Source organism: Streptomyces sp. JH002 (genome assembly GCF_050916115.1).
Lineage (GTDB): Bacteria > Actinomycetota > Actinomycetes > Streptomycetales > Streptomycetaceae > Streptomyces > Streptomyces xiamenensis.
Genome location: NZ_CP087989.1, coordinates 4,942,089 through 4,969,046 on the forward strand (window position 1 = coordinate 4,942,089; position 26,958 = coordinate 4,969,046).

Annotated in this window: 26 protein-coding genes; 9 read left to right on the forward strand and 17 right to left on the reverse strand. The window is 72.7% G+C overall.

Going from position 1 to position 26,958, the window contains the following annotated elements; all coding sequences use genetic code 11:
* Positions 1 to 7: 7 nt before the first annotated feature.
* From H7827_RS22715 to H7827_RS22735, 5 genes are all read right to left on the reverse strand, one after another.
* The gene (locus H7827_RS22715; protein ID WP_432747167.1) at positions 8 to 1,243 is read right to left on the reverse strand and encodes an NAD(P)/FAD-dependent oxidoreductase; all 1,236 of its coding nucleotides are present in this window, start codon (positions 1,241 to 1,243) and stop codon (positions 8 to 10) included.
* 4 nt (positions 1,244 to 1,247) lie between these two features.
* Entirely contained in the window at positions 1,248 to 1,445 is a 198-nt protein-coding gene (locus H7827_RS22720; protein ID WP_432747168.1) for a ferredoxin, read from the reverse strand.
* Between the two features lie 29 nt (positions 1,446 to 1,474).
* Complete coding sequence (locus tag H7827_RS22725) at positions 1,475 to 1,672, reverse strand: hypothetical protein (RefSeq protein ID WP_432747169.1); 198 nt, start codon at positions 1,670 to 1,672, stop codon at positions 1,475 to 1,477.
* A gap of 72 nt (positions 1,673 to 1,744) precedes the next feature.
* Positions 1,745 to 2,536: a response regulator transcription factor gene (locus H7827_RS22730; RefSeq protein WP_432747170.1), complete on the reverse strand. Its 792-nt coding sequence runs from the start codon at positions 2,534 to 2,536 to the stop codon at positions 1,745 to 1,747.
* A gap of 81 nt (positions 2,537 to 2,617) precedes the next feature.
* Positions 2,618 to 3,145, reverse strand: a complete 528-nt coding sequence (locus H7827_RS22735) for a MarR family winged helix-turn-helix transcriptional regulator (RefSeq protein ID WP_432747171.1) — start codon at positions 3,143 to 3,145, stop codon at positions 2,618 to 2,620.
* Between the two features lie 219 nt (positions 3,146 to 3,364).
* Between H7827_RS22735 and H7827_RS22740 the strand changes: the two genes are divergently transcribed.
* Positions 3,365 to 4,132, forward strand: coding sequence for an SDR family NAD(P)-dependent oxidoreductase (locus tag H7827_RS22740; RefSeq protein WP_432747172.1), 768 nt, complete (start codon positions 3,365 to 3,367; stop codon positions 4,130 to 4,132).
* A 122-nt stretch (positions 4,133 to 4,254) separates the two neighbouring features.
* Here the strand turns inward: H7827_RS22740 and H7827_RS22745 are convergent, their stop codons facing one another.
* Entirely contained in the window at positions 4,255 to 5,070 is an 816-nt protein-coding gene (locus H7827_RS22745) for an NmrA family NAD(P)-binding protein (RefSeq protein WP_432747173.1), read from the reverse strand.
* Positions 5,071 to 5,509: 439 nt separating this feature from the next.
* On the opposite strand from H7827_RS22745, the gene H7827_RS22750 reads away from it, so the two are divergent.
* The 5 genes from H7827_RS22750 to H7827_RS22770 all read left to right on the forward strand — a co-directional run bounded on the left by H7827_RS22750 (position 5,510) and on the right by H7827_RS22770 (position 9,089).
* Positions 5,510 to 6,376 (forward strand): helix-turn-helix domain-containing protein, encoded by an 867-nt coding sequence (locus H7827_RS22750; protein WP_432747174.1) that lies wholly within the window; start codon positions 5,510 to 5,512, stop codon positions 6,374 to 6,376.
* Entirely contained in the window at positions 6,373 to 6,558 is a 186-nt protein-coding gene (locus H7827_RS22755; RefSeq protein WP_386536106.1) for a DUF397 domain-containing protein, read from the forward strand. The genes H7827_RS22750 and H7827_RS22755 overlap by 4 nt, the downstream gene beginning before the upstream one ends.
* A 208-nt stretch (positions 6,559 to 6,766) precedes the next feature.
* Positions 6,767 to 7,471 (forward strand): O-methyltransferase, encoded by a 705-nt coding sequence (locus H7827_RS22760; protein WP_432747175.1) that lies wholly within the window; start codon positions 6,767 to 6,769, stop codon positions 7,469 to 7,471.
* A 104-nt stretch (positions 7,472 to 7,575) separates the two neighbouring features.
* A complete protein-coding gene (locus H7827_RS22765) occupies positions 7,576 to 7,923 on the forward strand; it encodes a DoxX family protein (protein ID WP_432747176.1) in 348 nt (115 codons plus the stop codon).
* A gap of 26 nt (positions 7,924 to 7,949) precedes the next feature.
* Entirely contained in the window at positions 7,950 to 9,089 is a 1,140-nt protein-coding gene (locus H7827_RS22770) for a glycosyltransferase (RefSeq protein ID WP_432747177.1), read from the forward strand.
* On the opposite strand, the gene H7827_RS22775 is transcribed toward H7827_RS22770, so the two are convergent.
* The 4 genes from H7827_RS22775 to gmd all read right to left on the reverse strand — a co-directional run bounded on the left by H7827_RS22775 (position 9,086) and on the right by gmd (position 14,412).
* A complete protein-coding gene (locus H7827_RS22775; protein WP_432747178.1) occupies positions 9,086 to 9,919 on the reverse strand; it encodes a glycosyltransferase family 2 protein in 834 nt (277 codons plus the stop codon). The two genes, H7827_RS22770 and H7827_RS22775, sit on opposite strands and share 4 nt — an antisense overlap.
* A gap of 8 nt (positions 9,920 to 9,927) precedes the next feature.
* Entirely contained in the window at positions 9,928 to 10,500 is a 573-nt protein-coding gene (locus H7827_RS22780; protein ID WP_432747179.1) for a hypothetical protein, read from the reverse strand.
* Positions 10,500 to 13,286, reverse strand: a complete 2,787-nt coding sequence (locus H7827_RS22785; RefSeq protein WP_432747180.1) for a DUF7594 domain-containing protein — start codon at positions 13,284 to 13,286, stop codon at positions 10,500 to 10,502. Before H7827_RS22785 ends, H7827_RS22780 begins: the two co-directional genes overlap by 1 nt.
* 112 nt (positions 13,287 to 13,398) lie before the next feature.
* The gene (gene gmd, locus H7827_RS22790) at positions 13,399 to 14,412 is read right to left on the reverse strand and encodes a GDP-mannose 4,6-dehydratase (protein ID WP_200367741.1); all 1,014 of its coding nucleotides are present in this window, start codon (positions 14,410 to 14,412) and stop codon (positions 13,399 to 13,401) included.
* An 83-nt stretch (positions 14,413 to 14,495) separates the two neighbouring features.
* Here gmd and H7827_RS22795 point away from each other — a divergent pair, with 83 nt between their 5' ends.
* A complete protein-coding gene (locus H7827_RS22795) occupies positions 14,496 to 15,506 on the forward strand; it encodes a GDP-L-fucose synthase family protein (RefSeq protein WP_432747181.1) in 1,011 nt (336 codons plus the stop codon).
* A gap of 24 nt (positions 15,507 to 15,530) precedes the next feature.
* Here the strand turns inward: H7827_RS22795 and H7827_RS22800 are convergent, their stop codons facing one another.
* The 4 genes from H7827_RS22800 to H7827_RS22815 form a co-directional block, all read right to left on the reverse strand.
* The gene (locus H7827_RS22800; RefSeq protein WP_432747182.1) at positions 15,531 to 17,039 is read right to left on the reverse strand and encodes an exopolysaccharide biosynthesis polyprenyl glycosylphosphotransferase; all 1,509 of its coding nucleotides are present in this window, start codon (positions 17,037 to 17,039) and stop codon (positions 15,531 to 15,533) included.
* Between the two features lie 279 nt (positions 17,040 to 17,318).
* On the reverse strand, positions 17,319 to 18,170 hold the full coding sequence (locus tag H7827_RS22805) for a heme ABC transporter ATP-binding protein (protein ID WP_432748038.1): 852 nt from the start codon (positions 18,168 to 18,170) through the stop codon (positions 17,319 to 17,321).
* Positions 18,170 to 19,339, reverse strand: a complete 1,170-nt coding sequence (locus H7827_RS22810; protein ID WP_432747183.1) for a FecCD family ABC transporter permease — start codon at positions 19,337 to 19,339, stop codon at positions 18,170 to 18,172. Before H7827_RS22810 ends, H7827_RS22805 begins: the two co-directional genes overlap by 1 nt.
* On the reverse strand, positions 19,336 to 20,376 hold the full coding sequence (locus H7827_RS22815; protein WP_432747184.1) for a heme/hemin ABC transporter substrate-binding protein: 1,041 nt from the start codon (positions 20,374 to 20,376) through the stop codon (positions 19,336 to 19,338). Before H7827_RS22815 ends, H7827_RS22810 begins: the two co-directional genes overlap by 4 nt.
* 104 nt (positions 20,377 to 20,480) lie before the next feature.
* On the opposite strand from H7827_RS22815, the gene H7827_RS22820 reads away from it, so the two are divergent.
* On the forward strand, positions 20,481 to 21,944 hold the full coding sequence (locus H7827_RS22820) for an HtaA domain-containing protein (protein ID WP_432747185.1): 1,464 nt from the start codon (positions 20,481 to 20,483) through the stop codon (positions 21,942 to 21,944).
* Positions 21,941 to 23,482, forward strand: a complete 1,542-nt coding sequence (locus H7827_RS22825; protein ID WP_432747186.1) for an HtaA domain-containing protein — start codon at positions 21,941 to 21,943, stop codon at positions 23,480 to 23,482. Before H7827_RS22820 ends, H7827_RS22825 begins: the two co-directional genes overlap by 4 nt.
* Positions 23,483 to 23,572: 90 nt before the next feature.
* Here the strand turns inward: H7827_RS22825 and H7827_RS22830 are convergent, their stop codons facing one another.
* Genes H7827_RS22830 through H7827_RS22840 form a run of 3 tightly spaced genes read right to left on the reverse strand, consistent with a single transcriptional unit; the run spans position 23,573 to position 26,941 of the window.
* Positions 23,573 to 24,577, reverse strand: a complete 1,005-nt coding sequence (locus H7827_RS22830) for an aldo/keto reductase (RefSeq protein WP_432747187.1) — start codon at positions 24,575 to 24,577, stop codon at positions 23,573 to 23,575.
* Positions 24,578 to 24,633: 56 nt separating this feature from the next.
* A complete protein-coding gene (locus tag H7827_RS22835; protein ID WP_432747188.1) occupies positions 24,634 to 26,235 on the reverse strand; it encodes an alpha-amylase family glycosyl hydrolase in 1,602 nt (533 codons plus the stop codon).
* A gap of 10 nt (positions 26,236 to 26,245) precedes the next feature.
* Complete coding sequence (locus H7827_RS22840) at positions 26,246 to 26,941, reverse strand: heme oxygenase (biliverdin-producing) (RefSeq protein WP_432747189.1); 696 nt, start codon at positions 26,939 to 26,941, stop codon at positions 26,246 to 26,248.
* Positions 26,942 to 26,958: the final 17 nt, after the last annotated feature.

Genomic DNA, 26,958 nt, shown 5'->3' on the forward strand with positions numbered 1-26,958 from the left:
GCTTGCTTCACGGAACGGGGGAGATGGTGCCGGCGGTCGTGCCGGGTGCGGCGTCGCGCAGCGCCTTGTGCCAGGGGGTGCGGGCGGCGACGGCCGCCCGCCACGGGCGGATCGCCCGGGGCGGCATGCCGACGGCGAGCGCGCCGGTGAGGTGGTCACCGGTGCGGTAGACGGCCAGGAACCGGCGTTCGGCGAGATCGCCCGCCACGACCGCGAGTTCGTCGTGCCCGCGCAGGTGCCCGTACGCCTGGACCTTCAGGTCGTACTGGTCGGACCAGAAGTACGGCACCGGCGCGAAGGGGCGGCGCCCTTCGGGGCGCAGCAGATTCCGGGCGGCGGCCATGCCCTGCTCGGCGGCGTGCGTACGGTGCTCGACGCGCAGCGCCGTGCCGAACAGCGGATGGTGCCAGCGCGCGACATCGCCCGCGCCGTAGACGCCGGGGGCGGCGGCGCAGTACGCGTCGCACACCAGGCCGTCGTCCACCGGCAGTCCGCTGCCGGCCAGCCACTCGGTGTTCGGCCGGGATCCGATCGCCACCAGCACGTCGTCGGCCGGGATCTCCTCGCCGTCCGCCAGCCGTACGCCGCGCCCGCCGTCCAGCACCTCGCGGACGGTGACGCCGGTGCGCAGCGTGACGCCGTGCGCCCGGTGCACCGCGGCGAGCAGGTCACCGATCCGCTCGCCGACGGCGTGCGCCAGCGGGACCGGGGCCGGTTCGAGGAGGGTGACCTCCGCGCCCAGGTTCCGGGCCACCGCGGCGGCCTCCGCGCCGAGGAACCCGGCGCCGACGACCACCAGATGGCGGCCGGGGCGCAGCCGGTCCCGCAGTGCCAGGGCGTCCTCCACGGTGCGCAGCACATGGGCGGCGTCCCCGCCGGAGCCGGGAAGCAGGCGCGGCCGTACGCCGGTGGCGATGATGAGTCCGTCGTAGGGCAGGTCGCGTTCGCGCGTGCCTCCGCCGTCCGCGAGCAGGACGGTGCGGGCGGCCGGGTCCACCCCGGTGGCGGCGGTGCCCAGCCGCAGGTCCAGGCCGAGCGCGACGAGATCGGCCGGGGCGCGCAGCGCCAGGCGCTGGGGGGCCCACTGCCCGGCGAGCACCTGCTTGGACAACGGCGGCCGGTCGTACGGCGGGTGCGGCTCGTCGCCGATGAGGGTGAGCGTGCCGTCGTACCCCTCGCGGCGCAGCGTCTCGGCCGCCGCGAGCCCGGCGGCGGAGGCGCCGACGATGACGATCCGGGTCACCGGATCACCCCTGCACCAGCCGGATCGCCGCCGCCGGGCACACGGCGGCGGCCTCCCGTACCGCGTCGTGGAGGGCGGCCGGCGGCGTCTGTTCCAGCAGGATCACGACGCCGTCCTCGTCCCGCTGGTCGAAGACGCCGGGCGAGGCCACGACGCACTGACCGGACGCCACACACTTGGGTTCGTCGACTTCTACGCGCATGATGCGACTCCTCGGAAAGTGAAGGGGGGTCACCAGGTGACGGGCACGGCACGCACGTCGTACGTGGTCCCGTCGGGCACGAACGCGATCTCCTCGAACGGCACGGCCGGCCGCAGCCCCGGTATCCGGCGGTGGAGCGCGCCGTACACGATCTGCGGCTCCGGGCGGTCGAGCGACGGGCCCGGGCACGGGTGCGGGCGGTAGCCGAATGCTGGGGTGTCGGCCATGTCTCTCCTCGGTTGTGGGGTGCACCGGGGCAGGATGGGTTCAGGCAACCCGATGGAGCTGACACCTTGCGGTCAGTTACCTGACGGCAGCCTGACGTGACACAGGTCACAGAGGACGACGGTCTCCGAGGCGCGGCGGCCCAGCCAGTAGCCGAAGCCGCGCCGGGTGTGGATCAGCGGGGGCCCCTCCCGGTCGACCTTGCGCCGCAGTCGGGAGACGAGCTTCTCGATGGCGTTGCCGGCCCGGAACTCCCCCCAGACGTGGCGGCAGATCTGTTCCTTGGAGAGCACCTGCTCGGCGTTGACGAGCAGTTGGCGCAGCAGCCGGTACTCGGCAGGGGTGAGATCGAGCGGGCGTGCCCCGCGCCGGGCCTGACAGGTGGCGTCGTCCAGGACGAGATCGCCGTAGTGCGGGGCGAGTTGATCGGACCGCCCGGCGCCCCGGCCGCGCAGCAGCAGCTGCGTTCTGGCCAGCACCTCGGGGATCCGGACCGGCTTGGTGACATAGTCCTCGGGCGCGGGGCGGGTGCCCAGTCCGGGGAGCAGGCTGAACAGGGAGTCGCAGTCGGTGAGGAAGAGGACGGGCGGCCGTACGGGCAGGGGCCGGCGGTGCTCGGCCAGCCGGTCGAGCCGGGGGAGCGCGACATCGAGGATCAGCAGGTCGTACCGGCGCCGGGTGAGGTACGCGACCGCCTCACGGCCGCAGCCGCCCGTGTCGACCCGGTAGCCCGCCAGTTCGAGGGTGGTGGTGAGGAGTTCGGCGCTCGGCGGATCGCCGGCGAGGACAAGGAGCTGCTCCCCGTCCCCCCTGGCCGGCGGCGCCTTGTCGTGAGTGCTTGCCTGGGGTGCCTGCGATACCAGCATGAAAGACCATTCGGAAGGAGCACTTGGACTTCACGGCGAGTGGGGCGGCGGGGAGGGGGCGGGGTTTCAGTGCCCGTGGGGTCAGGCCCCGTCCGTACTCTCCTCTTCGGTGAGGTTGTCCGCGTGGGCGAGGAAGTCGTCCACCATCTTGTTGAACAGGACGGCGAGCTGGGTGAGTTCCTCCGGTGACCAGCCGGCGAGCGCCACCTCCATGCTCCGGCCGCTGGCGTCCCGGATCTTGCGCACCGCTTCCCGGCCGGCCTCGGTGATCCGGATGCGCTGGGCCCGCCGGTCCTCCGGATCGGCGACCCGGGTCAGATAGCCGGCCCGCTGGAGTTGCTGCGCCTGCCGGGTGACGTGGGACGCCTCCACGGACATCCGCTGGGCCAGCTCGCTGGGCCGCAGCGGCTCGGCCTCCGCCACCTGCCTCAGCAGGGCGGCGCCGGCCCGGTCCAGGGGGACCCCGGCCTGGGACATCAGCCGGGTGTGCTGGCGGGCGCGGGCGGTGAGGTAGGTGATGCGGTTGAGGGCGCTCTCGATGGCCAGCACCTCGGGGGAAGGTGCGCCGTCGGCGGGAGAGTCGCCGGAGGAGGGGGTGGGGACTGGCATGGATCCACTCTAGTTCAGCGTTGCCTGAGTCAAGCAATGTCTTCGCCCATGATTGTTTGACTTAGGCAAGCTCATCATGTTTGCCTGAGTCAAGTAAGCCACTTCCCGGCGAAACGGCGGTTCAGACCCCCGTGCCACCTGGCACACACGTTCCCGGGAGGCCCCGGGGCCGATCCGCTCGGGCCCGGGAACCCGCACCCGCCACCAGAAGGACAGACGATGACCACCACCACAGGACTGCGCGACAAGAGCGTGATCGTCACCGGGGCGGGCTCGGGCATCGGCCGCGCCGCCGCCCTGCGCTTCGCCGGGGAGGGCGCGCGGGTACTCGTCGCCGACCTCGACGGCGAGGCGGCGGAACGGGTCGTCGCCGCCATCGGGGGCGACGGCGGCACCGCCCGCGCCGTCGTCGGCGACCTGAGCGAACAGCGCGTGGTGGACGAGGTCGTCGCCACCGCCGTGGAGGCGCACGGCGGCCTCGACATCCTGGTCAACAACGCCGGGATCATGGACCGGATGTCCGCGCTCGGCGAGACCGGCGACGCCGAATGGGACCGGGTCATCCGCGTCAACCTCACCGCCCCGTTCCTCCTCACCCGCGCCGCCCTCCCGCACCTGCTGGAACGGGAGAGCGCCGCCATCGTCTTCACCGCCTCCGAGGCGAGCCTGCGCGGCAGCGCGGCGGGCGCCGCGTACACGGCTGCCAAGCACGGCATCGCCGGACTGACGAAGTCGCTGGCCGTCATGTACCGCGAGCAGGGCATCCGCACCAACGCCATCGCCCCCGGCGGCACGGCCACCGGCATGCGCCCCCAGGCCGACCCCGAGGCCCACGGCCCCCGCGCCATCGGCCCCTACCTGCGCCTGGTGGGCAAGGTCTCCGAGCCGTCCGAACAGGCCGCCGCGATCGTCTTCCTCGCCTCCGACGCCGCGAGCAACATCAACGGCGCGATCCTCCCGGTGGACAACGGCTGGGCGGCCATCTGAGCACGGCGCCGCCGGGTCGGTGGGTCACCGGGCCCGCCGGCAGTGCAGCGGCCGCCCGGAACCCCGAGCACGCTGAGCGCGCCCGGCCGGCCCCCCGGCCGGCCGGGCGTGATCGGGCGTGGTCAGAAGCGTCCGGCGTGGGCCGTCGCCCACTCCGTGAAGGTACGCGCCGGGCGGCCCGTCACCCGCTCGACCGTGTCCGCGACGGTCGAGGCCTCGGGCGGCGGAGCGGCGTGCCAGTTGATGACGTAGTCGGCGTCCTCCCGGGACACCCCCTCGGCCAGCAGCCTGTCCACCGCCTGTTCGTGCGTGATCGGGACGAACTCCACGGGGCGCCCGATGACTCCGGACAGCACGGCGATCCGCTCCCGCGTGGTCAGCGCCCGGGGCCCGGTCAGGTTGTACGCCCGTCCGGAGTGCCCGTCCTCCAGCAGGGCGGTCGCCGCTACCGCGCCGATGTCGGCCTCGTGGATGACGGCACTGGGCGCGTCGTACGGCTCGCGCACCACGCTCTCGGCGCGGATCGACTCCGTCCAGGTCAGCGCGTTCGACATGAACTCCTGCGGCTCCAGCCGTGTCCACTCCACCCCCGAGTCCGCGACCGCCTGTTCGACCGGTCCCACCCAGCCGCCCCACACCACCGTGATGCGCCGCACGCCCGCGTCGACCGCCCGCCGCACCAGCGCGGGCCCGGCCTCGGCGAGCCCCGCCGTCACCGTGATGTGCAGCCGGTCGGCACCGGCGAGGGCACCGTCCAAAGTCTCGGGCGCGGTGTGCGTTCCGGTCACCACCTCCACCCCGTCCGCCGGAAGCCTTCCCGCCGCCACGGCGGCGGCGGGATCGCGGGTGAGCGCCCGTACCGGTTCGCCCCGGCGGAGCAGTTCCGCCACCACATGCCGTCCGGTGTTCCCCGTCGCGCCTGTTACCAAAGTCGTCACGTGCGGACTCCCTTCATCGCTCACGACCGTAGAAGTTCAAGCCTGGTTGAGGTCAAGTGGCGTGTCCGGAGGGGCCGTTGTGGCCGGTCGCACATGCCGGTTCGCGCGCCGTGTTGACGACTGCGGCACGCGGACGTCCCGGGTGGAGGCGGGCGGCGGGGCAGCGGGGGCCCCGCTCGCCACGGACCGGGGCGTGCACCGTACGGCAGCGCTGTGACCAGCCGGTTCGCCGGGGCGGCCGGCCGAGGTGCAGGACCGGGACGGTGCCGGTCGACCCTGGCCGACCGCGACCGGATGGTGCAATTCCCGGCGGCACGAGGGAATTTCCCCGCACGGCAATGACTCGTGTGAGGGAATTCCCCAGCGGAATCCGTGAGCCGGAAGGGGCCGCCTCTAGCCTGACACGAGGTCAGGCGGACGACTGTGAGGTGGTCGCACCATGAGTGCCGATGGGCATGATGTTCCCGAATTCGAGGGTGGGGAACAGGGAAGCCGCGAGGGCCGGGAGGTTGTCGATCCGTTGTTGCGGGTCGTGGGAAAACAGATCAAGCGGCTGCGCGAGGCGGCGGGATTGACACAGCAGGAGTTCGGTGACCGGATCGGATACGGGGTCGATCAGGTGTCGGCCGTCGAACGCGGACGTCGCGCCCCGAAGGCTCCCTTCATCGACGGCGTGGAATCGGTACTCAACGCCGGCGGGGTACTGAAGGCCATTCAGGAGGACATCGACCGCGCGCGTTTCCCGGCCCGATTCCGTGACTTCGCCAAGTGGGAGCAAGAGGCTTTCAGCCTTTACTCGTACGAGCCCCTGGTCGTCCCCGGGCTGTTGCAGACGGAGCGCTACGCGCGGGCACTGATCAGCGGCCAGTGCCCGCCCGCCGACGAGGAAGTGGTGGAGGAACTGGTCGCCGCGCGTAAGGAGCGCCGGGGGATCTTCGAATGCCACAAGGCGGTCGTCACCGCCTTCGTGATCGAGGAGGCCGTGCTGCGCCGCCCGGTGGGGGGCAGGGAGACGATGGCGGAGCAGTGCGACTGGCTGCTCCGGATGGGCGCACTGCGCAATGTGTCCATTCAGATTATGCCGACGGCCCAGTGGCGACACCACGGCATCTACGGCTCCATCACGCTGCTGGATACCAAGGACGGGCGCAGTGTGGCGTATACCGAGTCACAGGAGATCAGTGCGGTGATCACCGACCGCTTGAGAGTCGGTGTCCAGGCTCAGCGCCATGGCATTATCCGTATGCAGGCGCTGGACGCGGAGCGGTCCGCGCGCCTCATCGAACGATTGGCGGGAGAGCTATGAACGGTGAGCGGCCGGCGTGGCGCAAGAGCAGTTACAGCGATGGCTCCGGTGCCAACTGTATTGAAGTGGCCGCGAGTTGCGATGGTGTGCAGGTGCGTGACACCAAGGCCGCGCAAAGAGCGCGGTTGTCCTTCACCCGTGAGCAGTGGACGGCCTTCATATCGGGGGCCGTGCGTTCGTGATCCGGCGCCGGAGTGGTGCACGGCGACCGTGAGGGTGCCCACCGCGCCGAAGATGTCCGCCCGCCCGCCACGGCCCGCCTCAGCGACACCCGGAACACCTGCGGCACCCGCGACATCGGCCTCCTCGCCGGCCGCTCCCCGACGCCGTGGGCGCCGCCCGTGCGGTTCGCCGCCCGGCGACAGCTGTCCGATTTGTTAGGTTCGGCCCATGCCTCTCCACCACTCGCATCACCAGCAGCACCTTCAGTCGCGGTGGACCGCCGTGGACGACTACTTCTCCGCCCTGCTCGCGCCCGAGGACGAGGTTCTGCGGGCCGCGCTGCTCAACAGTGAAGCGGCAGGGCTGCCCCCCATCCATGTGGCCCCGAACCAGGGGAAGATGCTGCAACTGCTCGCCCAGCTCCAGGGGGCCCGGCGGATCCTGGAGATCGGGACACTCGGCGGCTACAGCACCATCTGGCTCGGCCGGGCGCTGCCCACCGACGGCAGCGGCCGGCTCATCACGCTGGAGTACGACGCGGTCTACGCGGATGTCGCCCGCCGGAATCTGCGCCGGGCCGGCCTGGCCGAGACCGTGGAGGTACGGGTGGGGGCCGCACTCGATACGCTGGCCGCGCTGGTCGAGGAGGGCGCCGAGCCGTTCGACGTCGTCTTCATCGACGCCGACAAGCCCAACAACCCGCACTATCTGGACTGGTCGCTCAAGCTCACCCGCCCCGGCAGTCTGATCATCGGGGACAACGTGGTCCGGGACGGCGCCGTCATCGATTCCGACAGCACCGACGCACGGGTCACGGGCGTACGGCGGTACCTGGAACGCATCGCGCGGGACGAGCGGTTGTCCGCCACCGCCGTCCAGACCGTCGGAAGCAAGGGGTACGACGGCTTCTCCCTCGCACGTGTGATCGGTTAAACGCGCAAAGGGCCTATGTACAGGGGCGGTTCTCCTGATTGGGTGTCCTCCGGCACACACCCGTCACCTCGCGTCACCTCGCGCCACCCCACCCCGGAGCGGTCATGTTCATCGCCTATGGCGTCGTCAGCGCCCTGCTTTCCGCCATACTCATCGGCACGGCCGCCGTATCCCTGTCCGGCAACGCCCAATACCGCGCCAACCTCCGAGCCCTGCGGGTACCGGACGCCTGGCAGCCCCGGCTGGCCCTCACCAAGCTGGCCGGCGGGACCGGGCTGCTCGCCGGCCTGGTGATCGTGCCGCTCGGCGCCGCCGCCGCATCCGGCGTGATCTGCTACTTCATCGGGGCGGTCCTCATCCACCTGCGCGCCGGTGACCGCGGCCTGGTCCCGCCCATCGTCTCCGGCCTGCTCGCCGTCGCCGCCCTGATCCTGCGACTCGCCTCCGCCTGAACCGCCGGTCTGCTTGACTGATGCCCGTGCGGGTTCTTCATGTGGTCACATTGCACACCCCGACGCACGCGTTCGGCGGCCCGACCCGGGTGGCGCTCAACCTCTGCCGGGGTCTGCGCGAACGCGGGCACGAGGCCGTCACGCTCGCGCTCGGCGACGGGTTCCCGCCCGGGGAGCCCTTGCCACGCCGCGTGGACGGGGTGCCGGTGCGGTTGTTCCCGGCCCGGCACGTGCTGCCCCGCTTCGAGGTCAGCGGCATCACCTCGCCCGCCCTGCTGGCCCGCGCCCGGTCCTACATCCGCTCGGCCGACGTGGTCCATGTCCACCTGATGCGGGACCTGATCACCCTGCCCTTCGCACTGATCGCCCTGCGGGCCGAACGGCCCCTCGTCGTCCAGACGCACGGCATGGTCGACCCGACCGACAAGCGCGTCGCCCAACTGGTGGATCTGCTGGGCATGCGCCGCGTGCTCAAACGCGCCGACGCCGTCCTGCATCTCACCGAGCGCGAGCGGCGCGAGACCGCCGCCGTCGTGGCCCCCGACCCGATCGCCCCCGCCCACCGGCTCGTCAACGGGGTGCCGGGGCGCGAGCGGCGGACGCGCCTCCCGGAGCCGGGGCGCCCCCCGACGGTGCTCTACCTCGCCCGCGTGCAGGAGGGGAAGCGGCCACAGGACTTCGTACGGGCCATGCCGGCCGTGCTCGACCGGTACCCGGACGCGCGGTTCGTGCTCGCCGGGCCCGACACCGGGGCGCTCGCCGCGACGCTCGAACTCGCCCGCGAACTGGGGGTGCGCGACGCGCTCGACGTGCCCGGCGGACTCGACGGGCCCGATGTGCTGCGGCAGTTGCGGGCGGCGGACGTGTTCGTGCTGCCGTCCGTCCAGGACGCCTTCTCCGTCTCCGTCCTGGAGGCGATGTCGGTCGGCACCCCCGTCGTCATCACCGCCACCACCGGGCTCGCCCCGGACGTCGCCGAAGCGGGCGCCGGACGGGTGGTGGAAGGGCCCGGGGACGTCGCGGGCGCCGTCCTGGAACTGCTGGACCCGGCGGCCAACGAGAGAGCCTCGCTGGCCGCCTGGGACCTGGTGCGGCGGCGGTTCACCCTCGACGCCGTCGTCGGCGAGCTCCTCGGCATCTACGAGCGCCTCGAACGCCGCCGCTAGAAACGGGACTCGGCCAGCTCCCGGGCCTTCACCCCGATCTGCCAGCGGTAGAAACTCATCGCCAGCGCGTAGTCGAGCCCGGCTCGCCCGTCCAGGAAGCCGCGCTTGCCGACATACGCGTAGACGAAGGAGACCAGCGGCTTGAACGGGGCCCGGTGGAACAGCTGCCCCTGCCGGGTCTTCGCCACCCGGATCTGCTCCCGCACCTCGGGGTTCAGCTCCAGCCACGCCTCCCAGTCCGAATAGCGGTTGTGCCGATCGAACCACGTCCCCACCGGGTCCAGGTCCCGGTGCTCGATCGGCGCCCGCAGCCGGAACGCCGGATGCGCCAACGGCTGGTAGTGCCCCTCCTGTTCACCCATCCCCGGCGCGTCCAGATCGTCCGGCTCGGGGAACCTGGCCCGGGTCCTGTCCAGCAGCGCCCGCTTCACGATGGTGTATCCGTGCCGCAGCCGCCGCCCGCCGAACCAGTACCCCAGCGGTATGTCGAACGCCGCCGGTTTCACCCCGCGACCGTCGAAGAAGATCCGCCGCAGCTCGGCGAGCAGCTCGGGGCTCGGCGTCTCGTCGCCGTCCAGGAACAGCACCCAGTCCCTCTCGCGGTGCACATGGTCCAGGCACCACTGCTTCTTCTTCGGGTACTTCCCGTCCCAGGTGTACGGGACGATCTCGGCGCCCGCCGCCTTCGCCAGCTTGCGGGTGCCGTCCGTGCTGTCGGAGTCCACCACCACGACGGTCTCGAAGTGGTGGATGACGGAACGCACCGTGGAGGTGATGTTCTCCGCCTCGTTCTTCGTCGGGATCACCACGACGATGGGTAGTTTCCGCACCGGTGCGCTCACTCTCCTCGGGCCTGGTCCAGCAGGTCCCCGTACTCGGGGCACAGGTTCTCGATCGCCGCCTCCGCCTGCGGGATCTCGCCGTCGCGCAGCGCGCCGCTGATCTCCTCCCCGGTGGCGTGCCGGTCGAGGTAGCCGAGGCGCTCGCACGCCTCCGTGCCGATCTCCAGCACCGCCGCCGGGTCGGTGCCGGCCGGTACCTCGGGGGTGTCGGACAGCTCGGTCACGAACGCCCGCTGCTCCGCCGTCAGTCCGCCGCCGGACGGTGCCTCCCCGGCGGGCGGGCCCTGCGGCTGCCCCGGTGCGTCCGGCTCCCCTTCCGCCCCGGCCTCCGAGTCCGCTCCGGAATCCGCGTCCCCCGCCGTGTCCCGTTCCCCGGCGGCGTCCGGCTCCACCGTCCCGTCCGCCCCCTCCGTTCCCTCCGCCCGCTCCGTCGCCCCGGGCTGCCCGGCGCCGACCGTCACCTGTCCGCCGCCGCTGCGCGCCGAGCACTGGTTCAGCACCAGCAGCCCCGCCATCGTCGCCAGCAGCCCCAGCGTGAACAGCAGCTTGTACCTCCGCAGCCACGCCATCAGGGCGCCCCGAACGTCAGCAGCAGCTGCGGACGGTTGGCCTCGGCGCCCGACTCGCGCGCGTACAGCCACAGACTGTCGTCCCCGTCCCCGACCAGCGCCACGTTCAACTGCCCGCCCAGCGAGCCGCGCACCGTCGCCGTTGTCAGCGGCACCGTGTACGTGCCGCCCACCGACTCCGGCGCGCTCAGCGTGCCCAGCGCGCCCGTCCCCAGCGCGGGTCTGCCGGTGTACGTGGTGCCCGTCTCCGTCCAGCTCCCCGTGACCGGCAGCACCGTGAAGTCGTCCACCGACCCCGCCACCGCGTCCGTCGTCACCCGTACCCGCAGCGCGGCGCTCTTGAGCACGGTCCCGGAGGGGGCGGCCGGCAGATGGAAGCGCAGATACGCCTCGTACCCGGGGGTGCCGCGCACCGCCAGATTCTGGTGCGTGCCGTAATTGGCGCCGGCCGCCGCCGCGTTGACGTAGGTGTCGGCCACCGGCGTCAGCTGGGTGACGGTGTCCACCGGCTGCGACGCGGCCTGGTAGTGCGCGGTGACCCGGGCCGCCGACAACTGCGCCCCGTACACGGCCGTCTCGTCCAGCTGGCCGTTGAAGAAGTCGCTGGCGGGGCGGGAGGCCAGGCTCGCCGTGCTGTCGCCGCCGACGCGCCACCAGCCGGTGCGGTTCCGTACCTGGGTGATGGACGTGTTGCTCGCGACCTGTGTGCCGTCCACGTACAGCCGCATCCCGTTCGCGCCCACCGAGGCGACGACATGGTGCCACCGGCCGTCGTTGTACCGCGCCGTGCCGCCGCTGGTGATCGTGCGCAGCGCCGTGTCGTACACCCCGAACGACAGCCGGCCGTCGTTGAGCATGTACAGGTTGTTGTCGCGCACCGAGCTCGGCTCCAGGGTCCGGTTGCCCAGCCCGATGATCTTGCCGCCCTGCGTGGTGGTGGTCTTGAACCAGGTCTCGACCGTGAACCGGGTCAGCCCCGAGTAGCTGCGGTCGCTGTAGGTGTACGTGGCGGACCCGTCGTGGCCCACGCCCGCCGCGCCGGGCCCGGGTACGGCGCCGGGGGTGACGCCGCGCTGCGGGCCGTTGCGGTGCACGCCGTTGGCCCGGTTGTTCGCCGAGGCGTCGGTGACCAGGTTTCCCCAGGTCTCGTCGAACCGCCAGTACAGCAGCGGGTTGTCGGCCCGCACCGCCTGCACGTACGGCTGGGTGCCGGAGGCGACCGTCGCCGACACCGGGGTGGACAGCGCCGTGGTGTTGCCTGCCCCGTCGGTCGCGGTGACCCGGTAGCTGTGGGTCTCGCCCGCCGTCACCGCCGTGTCGGTGAAGGTCTGCTGCGGGCGGCGCCAGGGCACCGACTCCACCTCACTGGTGTGGATCGGGGTGGCGGCGCCGTCGCGGTAGACGCGGTACGTCAGCAGGTGGTCGTCCAGGTCGATGCTGGGCCGCCAGTGCACCTCGATCTGGCCCGGTGTGTGCGAGGAGGCGTACACCTCGGGCACGGACGGATTCCCGGTGTCCGGGCGGTCGGCGAACCGGGTCAGGCCCCACTGCGGCTGCCCGTTGACGGTGGTGAATCCGCCGCCCACCCACAGGAAGTCGCGGTCGTCGGTGGGGTGGTCCGGGACGGCCTGGAGCACGCGAGGCCCCAGCGCCTCGCCGAGGCCGTCGTTGGTGTTGGGGAACCAGCCCAGCAGCTTGGGGTGGTTCACCGACTGCGCGAACAGGTGGTAGCGCGGCTGGTCGGGGAACTCGCCCATGCTGGAGCAGTCATGGGCGTGGTGCCCGCTGTAGAGCACGTCCTGGTACACCTCGACCGCCTGGGTGGCGCCCAGGCAGGTGTCGCGCCAGCGTTCGTTGAGGTCGCTGTGGTTGAGGGCGATCCGCCCGTCGAACACTCCCGACCCGGTGCCCTCGTTGCCGGTGTAGAAGCCGGTGGCGTCCACCGCGATGTCCTGCACGGTGGAGGTGCGCTCGATGAACCCCAGCGGGTACGTGCGGACGTTGGCGCCGGTGTCGGCCCGTACCACCGCCAGCGCGTGCGAGTCGGCGCCGTTGACGGTGAAGAAGTCGCCGCCCAGGATCACCCGGCTGCCGTCCGGGGTCAGTTCCACGGCCTTGGCCGGCTCATCGGCGTTGGCGACCCAGTCCGTCAGTGTGCCGTCCGGGGTCACGGCGGCGAACCGGGACCTGGCGGTGCTGTTGATCTGGGTGAAGTTGCCGCCCAGATAGACCCGGTCGTCGCTGACCGCGAAGGAGCGCACCATGCTGTTGGCGGCGACCGGGAAGTTCTTGCGGGTGCAGCTGGGCAGGTCGAAGGCCGCCACCGAGGAGGCTCCGACGCCGTTCACCGAACCGAAGGTGCCGCCCACGTACAGGGTCTGGCCGTCGGGGGAGACCTCCAGGGCGCGGACCGTCGCCGTCCCCGACCCGACGGTGAACCGCAGATCGCACGCCACCGGCTCGCCGGTGGCTGCGTCCAGGGCGACGAAGTTGTCCACGGCCTGCTCCTGGGTGCCGGACGCGGCGCCCGGGGGACGGATCGTGGAGAAGGTCCCGCCCACGAACACCGTGCCCCCCGCCTCCGCCAGGGCGTGCACGATGCCGTTCGTCTGCCAGGTCGGGAGCTCGTCCGCGGTGAACCCCACGGGAGCGGTCAGCGCGTGCGCGCCGCCGCTCTCGCCGCCGACCCCGCCGCCGGCTCCCACCAGGGCCCCGGCGGCCAGCGCCAGGGCCGTTCCGTACACGGTGGCCCGCCGCCACCCACTCCGGTTCTGCCGTGCTGTCATCGCGCCCACTCCGCCTCGCCGTCCTTCACCGGTCGCTCCCCTTCACCGATCCATCCGTGGCCAGCCGTCCGGCGGTGGTCACGGTCCCCGCCTGTTCACGCCGCCGTCGCGGTCACCGGTCCACCCGTACCCGGGCCCCGCTCAACTCCTCCTCCAGTGCGGCGATATCGGCCTTCACCATCAGCCGGGCCAGCTCGCGCCAGCGCACCGTCGGCTCCCAGCCCAGCAGCTCCCGCGCCTTGCCCGCGTCCCCGATCAGCGCGTCCACCTCGCTGGGGCGTTCGTACTTGGGGTCGAACCGCACGTGGTCCGCCCACTCCATGTCCGCCGCCGCGAACGCCTCGGCCAGGAAGTCCCGCACGGTCGCCGCGTCACCGGTGGCCACCACGTAGTCGTCGGGCACCTCGCGCTGGAGCATCCGCCACATCGCCTCGACGTACTCCGGCGCGTAGCCCCAGTCCCGTACCGCGTCCAGATTGCCCAGATACAGCTTGTCCTGGAGCCCGGCCCCGATCCGGGCGACGGCCCGGGTGATCTTGCGGGTCACGAAGGTCTCACCACGGCGCGGCGACTCATGGTTGAACAGGATGCCGTTCACCGCGAACATGCCGTATGCCTCGCGGTAGTTGACGGTCGACCAGTAACTGAACACCTTGGCGCAGCCGTACGGGCTGCGCGGGTGGAACGGAGTCCCCTCGTGCTGCGGCGGCGGGGCCGCGCCGAACATCTCCGAGGACGACGCCTGGTACACCCGGGCCGGTACGCCGCTGGCCCGCAGTGCCTCCAGCAGCCGCAGCGAACCGAGCCCGGTGACGTCCCCGGTGTACAGCGGCGCGTCGAACGACACCCGCACGTGCGACTGGGCGCCGAGGTTGTACACCTCGTCCGGGCTGACCTCCCGCAGCAGATTGACCAGCGCCACCCCGTCCGACAGATCGGCGTGGTGCAGGATCAGCCGCCGCTCGAAGTCCTGCGGGCCCTGGTAGATGTGGTCGATCCGCTCGGTGTTGAAGGAGGAGGAGCGGCGCACCAGCCCGTGCACCGTGTACCCCTTCCCCAGCAGCAGTTCGGCCAGGTACGAGCCGTCCTGTCCGGTCACCCCGGTGATCAGCGCGGTCCTCGGCATCAGCGGTTCCCCCAGTGGGATGTGAAGTCGGCTTGTGTGAAACGGCGTTGCCGTGTGCGGGCGGGCTGGCAGAATCCGGGAGCGTGACGTCGCCCGCGCCTTCGCCCGCGCCCCCGCTGCTGCTGCCGCCCGCCGCCCGGATCTTCGTCGCCGGCCACCGCGGTCTGGTCGGCTCCGCCCTCACCCGCCTGCTGACGGCCGAGGGGTACGAGGTCCTCACCCGTACCCGTGACGAGCTGGATCTGCGCGACGCCGGGCGCACCGGCGTCTTCCTGCGCGAGGCCCGACCCGACGCCGTGGTGCTCGCGGCGGCCCGGGTCGGCGGGATCATGGCGAACTCGCGCCATCCGGTGCCCTTTCTGGAGGACAACCTGCGCATCCAGCTGTCCGTGATCGCCGGAGCGCACGCGGCGGACATCGACCGGCTGCTGTTCCTGGGCTCCTCGTGCATCTACCCCAAGCACGCCGCCCAGCCGATCACCGAGGACGCGCTCCTCACCGGCGCGCTGGAGCCGACGAACGAGCCGTACGCCCTTGCCAAGATCGCCGGGATCACCCAGGTACGCGGCTACCGGCGGCAGTTCGGGCGCGCGTACATCTCGGCGATGCCCACCAACCTCTACGGGCCCGGCGACAACTTCGACCCCGAGACCTCGCACGTCCTGCCCGCCCTGATCCGCCGCTTCCACGAGGCGCGCACGGCCGGCCGCCGGGAGGTGGTGCTGTGGGGGAGCGGCACCCCGCGCCGGGAGTTCCTGCACAGCGACGACCTGGCGCGCGCCTGTCTGCTGCTGCTGCGCCGGTACGACGGGGACAGCCCGGTCAACGTCGGCTGCGGCGAGGACCTTTCCATCGCGGAGCTGGCCGGACTGGTGGCGGATGCCACCGGGTTCACCGGGGGCATCGGCTGGGACACCGGCAAGCCGGACGGCACCCCGCGCAAGCTGCTGGAGGTCTCCCGGCTGCGCGCGCTGGGATTCGCCCCGGCCGTGCCGCTGGCGGAGGGCATCCGGGACACCTACCGCTGGTGGCGTGCGCAGGGCGGGCGGGACCAGCGGGCCCGGGGCGGTGAGCGGGCGGCGCGGATCGCGTAGAGGTGTCATCACCCGTGCCGCCCCTCAGTACGCGCCCCGGCCGTCGACGACGGCGCGGAACGTCCTGGCCAGCACGTCCAGATCGCCGGTCAGCGACCAGTTGTCGGCGTAGGACAGATCCAGCGCCAGGCTCTCGTCCCACGACAGTTCCGAGCGCCCGCCGACCTGCCAGGGGCCGGTGAGACCCGGTTTCACCGACAGCCGCCGCAGCGCCGCCGATCCGTAGCGCTCCACCTCGTCGGGCAGCGGCGGGCGCGGGCCGACCAGGGACATCCGGCCGGACAGCACGTTGAGCAACTGCGGGAGTTCGTCCAGCGAGCTGCGCCGCAGCCAGCGCCCGACCCGGGTGACGCGCGGATCGCGGCGCATCTTGAACAGCGGGCCGCCGCAGTGGTCGTTGGCGGTCTCCAGCGCCGGGCGCAGCCGTTCCGCGTCGGTGACCATGGTGCGGAACTTCCACATGGTGAACGGTTCGCCGCGCAGCCCGACCCGGGTCTGCCGGTAGAGGGCGGGGCCGCTGGAGTCGAGCCGTACGGCCAGCGCCACCGCCGCCAGCAGCGGGGCGAGCAGCAGCAGGCCGAGGGCCGCCCCGGTACGGTCCAGGGCCGCCTTGAGGAACGGCTGCGGGCCGCGCCGCAGGGGCGGGACGACATGCAGCAGGCTCAGTCCCGCGGTGGCCTGGACGCGTACCCGGCCCGGCGCCACCTCGCTCAGCCCGGAGGCGATGACGAAGCCGAGCCCGGCGTCGTGCACCGCCCAGGACAGCCGGCGCAGCCGGTCGCCGGTGAGCAGCGAGCCGGGGGCGACCAGGATGAGGTCGGCCTCCAGCCGGCGGGCGGCGTCGAGCACGGTGGAGCCGTCCGGGCCCTCGGGAAGCACCTCGGACAGGGCGAGGGTGAGGGTGGGTTCGTCGGCGGTGAGCCGGCCGGTCTCCGGGGCGCCGCAGGTGAGGTGGCCGCCGCCGACGGGGACGGTGCCGATGACGACGTAGGCGTGGTCGGTGCGGGCGGCGAGCTGTGCGGTGACCGCGTCCACCGGGCCCGGTTCGCCGACGACCAGGACCCGGCACAGGGCTTGGGCGCGGCGGCGGCTGCGGGTGAGATGGCGGTGGGTGAGGGCGGCGGCGAGCGCGGTGAGGAACGGGGCCGGGGCGAGGGAGCCGACGGCGGTGAGGAGGCTGGAGGACTCGCCGGTGAGGACGCGGAGCGCGGCGAGCAGGCCGAGCAGGATGAGCCAGTCGTGCAGGGAGCTGAGCAGGCCCCGGGTCTCCCCGAGGGTGCGTAACGCGTAGCGGTGGTGGGCCGCGCGGACGCCGGCCCAGGCGGTGGCGGCGGTCGCGGCGGCGGCCAGCGGGCGGGGTTCCCCCGTGGCGGTGTAGGCGGCGAGGACGGGGACGAAGACGCCGAGGGCGTCGGTCGCCAGGGCGGTGGGGGCGTACCAGGCGGGTTTGTCGCGGCGCCGGGTGGGGGGCGGCGCGCTCGCGGCGGACGGTCTTCGGACGGCTCCGGAGCGTGAGGTACCCAGTGGACGCATGGACCCCCCAGGTGATGCGCGATGGTGGACGCGGTGCGACGTACGGCGGTGCTGAGTTGCGGAAGTGCGGCGGTGCGGCGGTGCGGCGGTACGGAGGCGGTGCGCGGGAGTGGTGGCGCCCGGCCGGCCGGGCGGACGGTTGTGCGGGTGTGGTGAATCAGCCGTGAACAGGGCGCGTCCTCACCTCCCCGTGAGTCGCGCCCGTGCAGCAGCAGAGAGCTTAGGGGAAAGGACCACCGTTTGGCGGTTGTTGGTCGAATCTTTCCCGATGTGCCGGTGTCAGCGCCTGGATTCAGTCGCTCTGCGGGGAATCACCAACCGCACACCCGTACGGGGGTGCGGCAGCACGTCGACGGGGTACTGATAGACGGATGACAGCAGTCCGCTTGTGAAGATCTCCTCGGGTGGGCCCTCGGCGGCGATCCGCCCGCCGTGCAGCACGGCGGCCCGGTCGGCGTACGCGGCGGCGAGCCCGAGGTCGTGCAGCACGACCACCACGCCCTGCCCGGCCGCGGCCCGTTCGCGGCAGATGCGCAGGACCAGTTCCTGGTGGCGCAGATCCAGTGCGGCCGTCGGCTCGTCGAGCAGCAGCAGCGGGGCGCGCTGGGCCAGGACACGGGCGAGCGCCACCCGGGCCCGCTCACCCCCTGACAGCGCGGAGAACGGCCGGGCCGCGAACGCGGTCACCTCCGTCGCCGCCATCGCCTCCGCGACCACCCGCTCGTCGTCGTCCGCCTGCGGTGTCCCCACCCACGGCGCGCGACCCATCGCCACCACCTCGGCCACCGCGAACGGGAACGACAACTCGGCCGACTGCGGCAGCACCGCGCGGCGCAGCGCCAGATCGCGGGCGTCCCAGTCACCGGCCGGCCGGTCCGCGATGAACAACTCGCCCGCGTCCGGGCGCAGATCCGCGGCGAGCGCCGCCAGCAGCGTGGACTTGCCCGCCCCGTTCGGCCCGACCAGCGCCACCACCTCACCGGCGGCGACCGACAGATCCACGCCCTCCAGCACGGCACGCCCGCCCAGCCGTACGGTCAGCCCGGCGGCGTGCGCCAGCGGCCGGCCCGGCGCGGGCGGCGCCGGGGGCCGCGGGGCGCGGGCGGTCAGTCCGGTGAGCAACTGGCGGATCACGCCCAGCCTCCTTGCCTGCGACGAGTCCTGCGCAGCAGCCAGAAGAAGAACGGGCTGCCGATGAGGGCGGTGAGCACCCCGAGCGGCAGCTCGGCGGGTGCCACGAGGGTGCGGGCGCCGAGATCGGCGGCCAGCAGGACGAGCGCGCCGCCCAGCGCGCTGCCCGGGATGAGGAAGCGGTGACCCGGCCCGACCGCCATCCGCAGCAGGTGCGGCACCAGCAGCCCGACGAAGGTGATCACCCCGGCCACGGCCACGGCGGCGGCGGTCAGCAGCGCCACCACCAGGATGAGGGTGACGCGCAGCCGTTCGACGTCCACCCCCAGGTGGCGCGCCGGGCGTTCGCCCAGGGCCAGCAGATCCAGGCGGCGCGCGTACAGCGGGGCGACGAGCAGCCCGGCGAGCGCGCAGGGCAGGACGGCCAGCACCTTGGGCCAGGTTGCCTGGGCGAGCGAACCGAGCTGCCAGAACGTGATCTGGCTGACCTGGGCGTTGTCGGCGAAGAAGGTGAACAGGCCGACGAGCGCGCCCGCGAAGGCGTTGACGGCGATACCGGTGAGGATGAGGGTGACGACCTCGGTGCGCCCGGCGGAGCGCGAGAGCGCGTACACCAGCAGGACGGTGAACAGACCGGAGACGAACGCGGCGGCCGTCACCGTCCAGTTGCCGAGGAACGTCCAGCCGAACGCGATGGTGGCGACCGCGCCCACGGCGGCGCCGAGCGAGATGCCGATCACGCCGGGTTCGGCGAGCGGATTGCCGAACACCCCCTGCATCAGGGCTCCCGCGCAGCCGAGCGAGGCGCCGACCAGCAGCGCGAGGACGACGCGCGGCAGCCGGACGTTCCACAGCACGCTCTCGGCGGTGCGGTCCATGGCCTGGCCGCCGAGCCCGGTGCGGTGGGCGACGGAAGAGAGGATGTCGGGCAGCGCGATCCGGTAGGCACCGGTGCCGGTGGCGATGAGCGCGAGCAGCACGAGGGCGGCGAGCAGACCCGCGGTGAGCAGGGCGGCGCGCCGGCGCCTGACCGGCGACACGGGCGCGGCGCCCGGTGCCACCCGCGCCGCGGCCTCGTCCACCGGCCGTCCGGCAGTGGACCCGGCGGCTTGTCCGCGTCCGTCCCCCTGTCCGTGGCCGCGATCGCGGTGGAGGTCGTGAGCGGTCATGCGGCGTCGGCCCCGGCGTGAATCTGGGCGGCGAGGTCGGCCAGCACCTCGTCCGTGCGGGGGCCGTAGTTCAGCAGGACGCCGTCCGGGATGTCGGCGATCCGCCGGTCCGCGCCGGCCGGGGTCTCGGCGATGCCGGGGATCTCCAGCAGCCCGTCGATGCCACCGACGGAGTCCAGTCCCTTGGTCATCACCAGGATCACCTCGGGCGCCGCCGCCACCAGCGCCTCGCTGGTGATCGGGGTGAAGTCCTTCGTCAGCCCCGATTCCTTGCCCGCGTCGATGCCGCCGGCCGCCTCGATCAGTGAGGAGGCCCCCGACTCGGCACCGCCGATCAGATAGACGGAGGCCGTGCCGCGCAGGTAGAGGAACGCCACCCGGGGCCGGTCGCCGCCGGAGGGAAGGTCCGCCCGCACGGCGGCGATCCGCTGCCCCGTACGGTCGTTCAGGACGTCCCCGGCCTCCGGCACGCCCAGCGCGCCGGCCACCGCGGTGATCCGGGCCGCCACGTCGTCCAGTTCCCCGGCGGCCTCGAAGACGACCACGGGGACGCCCGCGCCGCGGATCTGGCCGATGGCCTCGGCCGGCCCCGTGGTGGACTCGATCAGCACCACGTCCGGATGGAGCGACAGCACACTCTCCGCCGAGACCTCATGGCCCCGGGTGACGACCGGGAGATCCGCCGCTTCTTCGAAGGTGGCGGTCACGTCCCGGCCCACGACGCGCTCGCCGAGGCCCAGGGTGAAGACGATCTCGGCGATGGAACCCGACAGCGGGATGATCCGCTCGGCGCTCTCCACCGTGATCTCCACGCCGTCCGCCGAGTCCACCGTGACCGGCAGGGCGGGCGCGGGGGCGGGCCCTTCCAGGGGTTCGAGGCGGTCGGCGGGGTCGCCGGCCGAGCCCGCCGGCCCCGTGCCGGCCTGCTCCCCGGTGCCGCTGCCGCCTCCGGTGCTCGTCGCGCATCCGCCGAGGGCGAGTGTGGCGAGCAGCAGCAGTGCGGCAACCGGGCCGCGCAATAGATGCCGTTGTGTCACGGGGAGTCCGCCTTTCGGGCCCGGGGTTTCCGATCCGGCCACTCGTAGCTTAGGTTAGCCTAACCTCAGTTCATGGCCCCGGGTCTGCTGGAAGGAACCCGTCGATGCTGCCCAGATCCCAGCGTGCCCGCGCCCTCGTCCTCGCGCTGCTCGCCCTCCTGCCGTCGCTGGTGGCGGTGCTGCTGCTGCCCGGCACGGCCCAGGCCGCCGAACGCTCCGTCTCCGGCGGCCGGCTGGACTGGGGCATCAGGTCCTCCTTCCTCACCTATGTCACCGGGCCCATCGCCCAGGGCAGTTGGTCGCTCAGCGGCGGGGCCTCCACGGTCGGCACCAGCCAGTTCCGCTTCCACTCCGCCACCGGCTCCTACGACCCGGACAGCGGCGCGGCCACCGCCGGTTACTCCGGGGGCGTGCGCTTCCTGGGGCACCAGCAGCCGGACGGCTCCTACGAACTGGACCTGACCATCTCCAACCCCACGCTCTCCCTCTCCGGCGGCACCGGCACCCTCTACGCCGACGTGCGCGGCAAGGCGCGCGGCAGCGGCGAGATCACCGACCGCGCCCAGGTGCCACTCGCCTCCCTCGACCTCTCCGGCGTCGACCTGCGCGGCGGCACCCGGTTGGCGGTCTCCGGCATCCCCGCCACCCTCACGCGTGACGGCGCGACCGCCTTCGCCGGTTACTACGAGGCGGGCGACGCGCTGGACCCGGTGACCTTCACCGCCGACACCCCGGACCCCGCCGCCCCGCCCGCCGAGGACCCCGAACCCGGCCCCGAGCCGGATCAGGAGCCCGGGGACGGGCAGGAAGAGGACCCCGCCGCCCGGGAGATCACCGACGCGGCCGTCGACTGGGGGGTACGGCGCACCTACCGCGAGTACGTCACCGGTGACATCGCGGCCGGACGGTGGGAGCTGAGCGACGGGGCCCAGGACGGCGGCGCGCTGTTCCGCTTCCCGGCGGGCGAGGGCACCGTGGACCCCGAACAGGGCACCGCCGAGGTGCGTTTCAGCGGAACGCTGCGCTTCACCGGCAACGACCTCGAACTCGAACTGAGCGCTGTACGCGTCGACATCGCGGACGGCACCGGAACCCTGTCGGCCGATGTCACCACGGACGAGGGCGCCCGCGAGCGGCAGCCGCTGGTCACCTTCACCGCCGGCCCGGAACACCTGGCCCCGGCCGAGGGCCTGATCCTCATCGAGGAGACCCCCGCCCAACTGACCGACGAGGGCGCCGACATCTTCGGCCTGTACCAGCCGGGCACACAGATGGACCCGGTCACGGTGGCCTTCGCCCTCACCGAGGACGCCGAACTCCCCGCCCTGCCCGACATCGGCAGCGACCCGGTGGAGACGGAGACGGCCGCCCCCGCACCGGAGAGCGACGCGGAAACCGAGCCCGAACCGGCCGCCGCCTCCTCTTCCTTCCCGGCCTTCCTCATCGCGGCGGGCGCCTGCGCGGTCCTCGTGCCGGCCGCCCTCACCGCCTACCTCATGTCGAGGCGCCGCAGCGCGCGGCACACAGAAGATCCTTCCGGAACACCCGAGGAGTCAACGCGATCATGACGACCGCAACCCGAGCCCGTACCCGTACCGTGCGGCGGGGCGGCATGCTGCTGGCGGCGGCGACCGCCACCGTGCTGTACACCACCAGCTTCGCGGCCCCGGCCTTCGCCGACGAGCGGCCCGGCGCGAGCTCCTTCGAGCTGATCGACGGCACCCTGGACTGGGGCGTCAAAGCCTCCTTCAACCGCTACATCTCCGGTCCGATAGCCGGCGGTTCGATCACCACCGCCGACGGCGCCGAGACGAACGCCGACTCCACCTTCCGCTTCACCAACGGCACCGGCAGCTACGACCTTTCCACCCACGGCGTGGACACCGCCTTCGACGGCAGCGTCCACTACGAGGGGCACCACGGCGCGCTCGACGTGAAACTCTCCGATCTGCGGGTCGTCACCGAAGGCACCGCGGGGGCCATCGTCGCGGACCTCACCGTCGCCGGTGAGGTCACCGAGGATGTGGAGGTGGCCGGCCTCGACCTGTCGGGCGTCCGGCCCGGCTCGGGCGACGGCGGCGCGATGGTCTTCGCCGACATCCCGGCCACGCTGACCAAGGCGGGCGAGCAGGCGTTCTCGTACAACGGCAGCCCGATGTACCCGGAGGGCACCGAGCTGGACCCGGCCACCCTGACCGTCACCCCGAAGACGGCCGAGCCGGAGCCGGAGCCCGAGCCCGAACCGGAGCCGGAGAACCCGGAAAAGCCGGCGAACCCGGAGAAGCCGGAGAAGCCCGAGAAGCCGGACGGTGAGAACCCCGTCGACGACGAGCCGGACGCCGAGGACCCGATCCCCGCCGGTGTCATCCACGACGGCACCCTGGACTGGGGCGTCAAGGAGTCCTTCCGCACCTACATCAACGGACCCATCGCGCACGGCGATGTGGAGCCGGCCGACGGCGCCGTCCACAGCGGTGACGGCTACCGCTTCACCGACGCCGAGGGCGAGTTCGACACCAACGAGGCGACCCTCGGCGCCGCCTTCGACGGCAGCGTCCGCTTCTTCGGCCACGCCGAGGCCGGCGGCGGGTACGCCCTCGACCTCACCTTCTCCGACCTCGCGGTGGAGATCGACGGTACCCAGGGCGAGTTGATCGCCGACGTCGTCACCAAGGACGGCACGTACGACGCCGTCACGGTCGCCGACCTCGACATCCCGGCCGGCGCCCTCACCTCCGAGGACGACGTCATCGTTCTCACGGACATCCCGGCGACGCTGACCGCCGAGGGCTCCGAGGCCTTCGCGTACAACGGCACCCCGATGTACCCGGCCGGCACCGCGCTCGACACGCTCACCGTCACGGTGGCCCTGAGCGAGGACGCCGAACTGCCCCAGGGCGAGAACCCCGGTGGCACCGACCCCATCACCACCCCGGCCGGCACCACCCCCCAGGGCGGCGCCTCCGGCGGTGCCCTCGGTGGCGCACTGGCCAGCACCGGCAGCGGCATCCCGCTCGCCGAACTGGCCGGTGGCGCCGCCGCCCTGAGCGCGGCAGGCGTCGCGGCGTTCTACGCCGCCCGCCGCCGCAGGCTGTCGCTGGGCTGACGGTCCAGCCCGCGACAGACAGCGTGCCCGCCGGTCAACGCCCGGCCGGCGGGCACGCACCTCCCCACCGGCCGTCATGGCCCCGGCCGGTCAGCGACGGCCGAGCAGCCTCTCGATGTCCATCAGCTGCTCGGCCGTCAACGGACCGAACTCCATCGCCGCCGCGTTCTGTTCGGCCTGCGCCACGGTGCGGATGCCCGGGATCGGCACCGCGGCCGGGCTGCGCGCCCACAGCCAGGCCAGCGCGCCCTGCGCCGGGGTACGGCCTCCGCCGGTGAGCACGTCACGCACCGCCTCGAACTTCGCCCGCCATACGGGCTCCAGCCGGCCGTCCTTGAAGTACCGCAGCCAGGCCGGCGGTTCGGCCCGGATGTCCCCAGGGCTCAGGCTCGCGCCGCCGCCCGGGACACTGTCGTACTTCCCCGTCAGCACCCCCATCGCCAGCGGCCCGCGGTTGATCGCCGCCAGCCCCTCCGCCTCGCACAGCGCCAGCAGTTCGGGCGCGTCCTCCAGCACATTGCAGTTCAGCTGCACGCTCGCGCAGTGCTCGCCGGCCGCGAACACCTTCGCCCGGTCGGGGAGATCGGTGGACCAGCCGTACGCCCGGATCAGCCCCTCGGCCACCAGCTCCTCGCACACCTCGCGCAGTTCCTCGCCCACCTCGGGCGGCGCGTGGCCGATGTGGAACTGGTAGAGGTCCAGATGGTCCGTGCCCAGACGGCGCAGGCTCGCGGTCAGCGCCCGCCGCACGTAGCCGGGGCTGACATCCGGATCCCGCGCCATGGTGCCGGTGGCCGGATCGAAGACGTTGCCCCACTTGGAGGCGAGCACCACCTCCTCGCGACGCCCCTTCAGCGCCCGGCCCAGCACCTCCTCACTGTGCCCGGTGCCGTAGCAGTCGGCGGTGTCGAAGAAGGTGACACCCAGCTCCAGCGCCCGCCGTACCGCCCGCACCGACTCCTCGTCGTCCACCGCGCCCCAGCCCAGCGGCAGGCCATCGGTGTCCTGCCACGGGCCGCCGATCGCCCAGCAGCCGAAGCCGAGCGGGCTGACAGCGATCCCGGAGCGTCCCAGTACCCGTTGTGTTGTCGTCATGCGGGGAGTCTGCACGCTGGAGTGGGCTCCAGCGGAAGGGCCGTTGCCCGGGAGTCCTACAGCGCGAAGATCCCGAACCCGAAACCGTCCGCGCTGATCGCACCGTCCCTGATCCGCACCCCGCTCACTTCCAGCGGCCGCGGTGTGCCCCCGTCCGTCCGGTACGGGAAGGTGACCGGCGCGAGCCCCGGGTTGACCGCCACCAGGTAGCGCCCGCCGCGCACGTACACCAGCGGATAGCCGGTGGAGAGCACCTCCACCGAGCCCCGGCCGCCCAGTTCGGGCGTGCCGGCGCGCAGCGCGATCAGTCGCCGCACCAGGTGCAGCAGCGAGTTCTCGTCCGCGCGCTGCGTGGCGACGTCGGGGCGGTCCGGGTCCGGGTCGAGCGGCAGATAGAACCGGTCGGCGGGAGCGGTGGAGAACCCGGCGCCCGGCGTCGCGTCCCACTGCATGGGGGTACGGGAGCCGGCCCGGTTGTACGTGGCCTCCAGCACGCTTCCCTCGTGGTCGGGCAGCCCGGGGAGGTAGCGCATGCCGATCTCGTCGCCGTAGTAGATGGCGGGCAGCGTCGGCCAGGTCAGCTGGAAGGCGAAGGCGGGCGGCAGTTGCTCGGCGGTGCGCGGGCCGCAGCACAGCCGGGAGAAGTCGTGGTTGGCGGTGGGCAGCGAGATGAAGCCCTTGTCCCCGATGAGCGCGGTGGCCGAGCGCCACGCCGATACGAACGTCTCGGCGCTGCCGCGCGCCCCGGCGTCGAAGTAGCAACTGTCGCGCTGCTCCCAGTGCTGGTGGACGGTGCCGGTGCCGTTGTTCCACAGCGAACGCATCGGCAGCCCGTCGGAGGGACCGCCGAACTGGAGCAGGAAGTCGGCGTGGAACCCGGCGGGCACCGACATCTGCGGGTCGCCCCACTCGGCGAGCAGCGCGGCCTGCCGGTGGGTGGCGTCCAGCCAGGTGCGCAGTTCGCCCCACAACCGGCAGGTCTCCACCAGGCCCGGGTCGTCCTTGACGAGGGAGTGCGCCATGTCCACCCGGAACCCGGCCAGGCCGAGCCGCAGCCAGTGGTCCATCACCTCGCGCAGCGCGGCCCGGTTGGCGCGCGGCCCCTCGGCGTCGACCGGCTGTCGCCAGGGCTCGGCCGCGTCCTGGCGGGCGTAACCGAAGTTGAGGGCGGGCTGGCTCTCGAAGAAGTTCGGCAGATAGCCGCCGGGGCGCGAGCCGGGGGAGCGGACGAAGCGGGGCGGCAGGGTGCCGTCCGCGCCGGGCTCCGCCCAGATGTACCGGTGGTCGCCGGGGTCCCGTGCCGAGGCCGTGAACCACGGGTGCTCGTCGGAGGTGTGTCCGGCGACCAGGTCCAGCATCACGCGGATGCCCAGCCGGCCCGCCTCGTCCACCAGGCGCGCCAGGTCCTCTTCGGTGCCGTAGCGCGGGGCGGGGGAGAGGTAGTCGCTGACGTCGTAGCCGGCGTCCCGGAAGGGGGAGGCGAAGCACGGGTTGAGCCAGACGGTGTTGACGCCCAGCCAGGACAGGTGCTCCAGATGGGCGGTGACGCCGGCGAAGTCGCCGATGCCGTCCCCGTTGGAGTCGGCGTAGCTCTGCGGATAGATCTGGTAGAGAACGGCGTCGGCCAGCCAGGACGGTGGGGGGCTGAAGGGCGGCATGCCCCTCACGTTAACGGCAGGCGGTGGCCAGATCCTGGAAGACGGCGGAGTTGAGCGCGAAGGCCCGCTTGCACTCCTCCACGATGCGCAGCCGCTCCTGGCCGTCGGCGGCGATGTCGTCCAGGGACTGGCGGTACTCGCGCTTGAAGGCGGCGGGGTTGCCGATGGCGTCGAAGACGTAGAAGTGGACGCCGGGGCCCTTGCGGGTGAAGCCCCAGGTCTTCTCGGCGGTGCCGCGGATGATCTGGCCGCCGGAGAGGTCGCCCAGGTAGCGGGTGTAGTGGTGGGCGACGTAGCCGGCCGGCCAGGTGGCGGCGACCTCGGTGACGCGGGCGGCGTAGGTCTCGGTGGCGGGCAGCGGGGTGATGACGGTGCGCCAGCCGGGGCCCTCGTGCAGGTGGTCGAGGTCGGCTTCGAGGGCGGCGGTGCGGGACAGCTCGGGCCGGATGAACGGGCCGGCCACCGGGTCGGCGGCGAGGTCGGCGCTCCTGGCTTCCAGGGAGCGGTACACGAACCACAGCTGCTCGGTGTAGCGGCGGTAGGCGGCGACGCCGAGCTTCCCGCCGAGCATGTCGCTCATGAAGGAGGAGTTCTCCGCCTCGGTGTGCGCTTCGTGGGAGGCCTCGCGGATCTGGGCGGAGAACGGGGTGACGGCGAGCGGCGTGGTCAAGAGGGCCTCCGGGGACGCTGGCGCGGGGCACGGCATGCTGCCGTGCCCCGCCA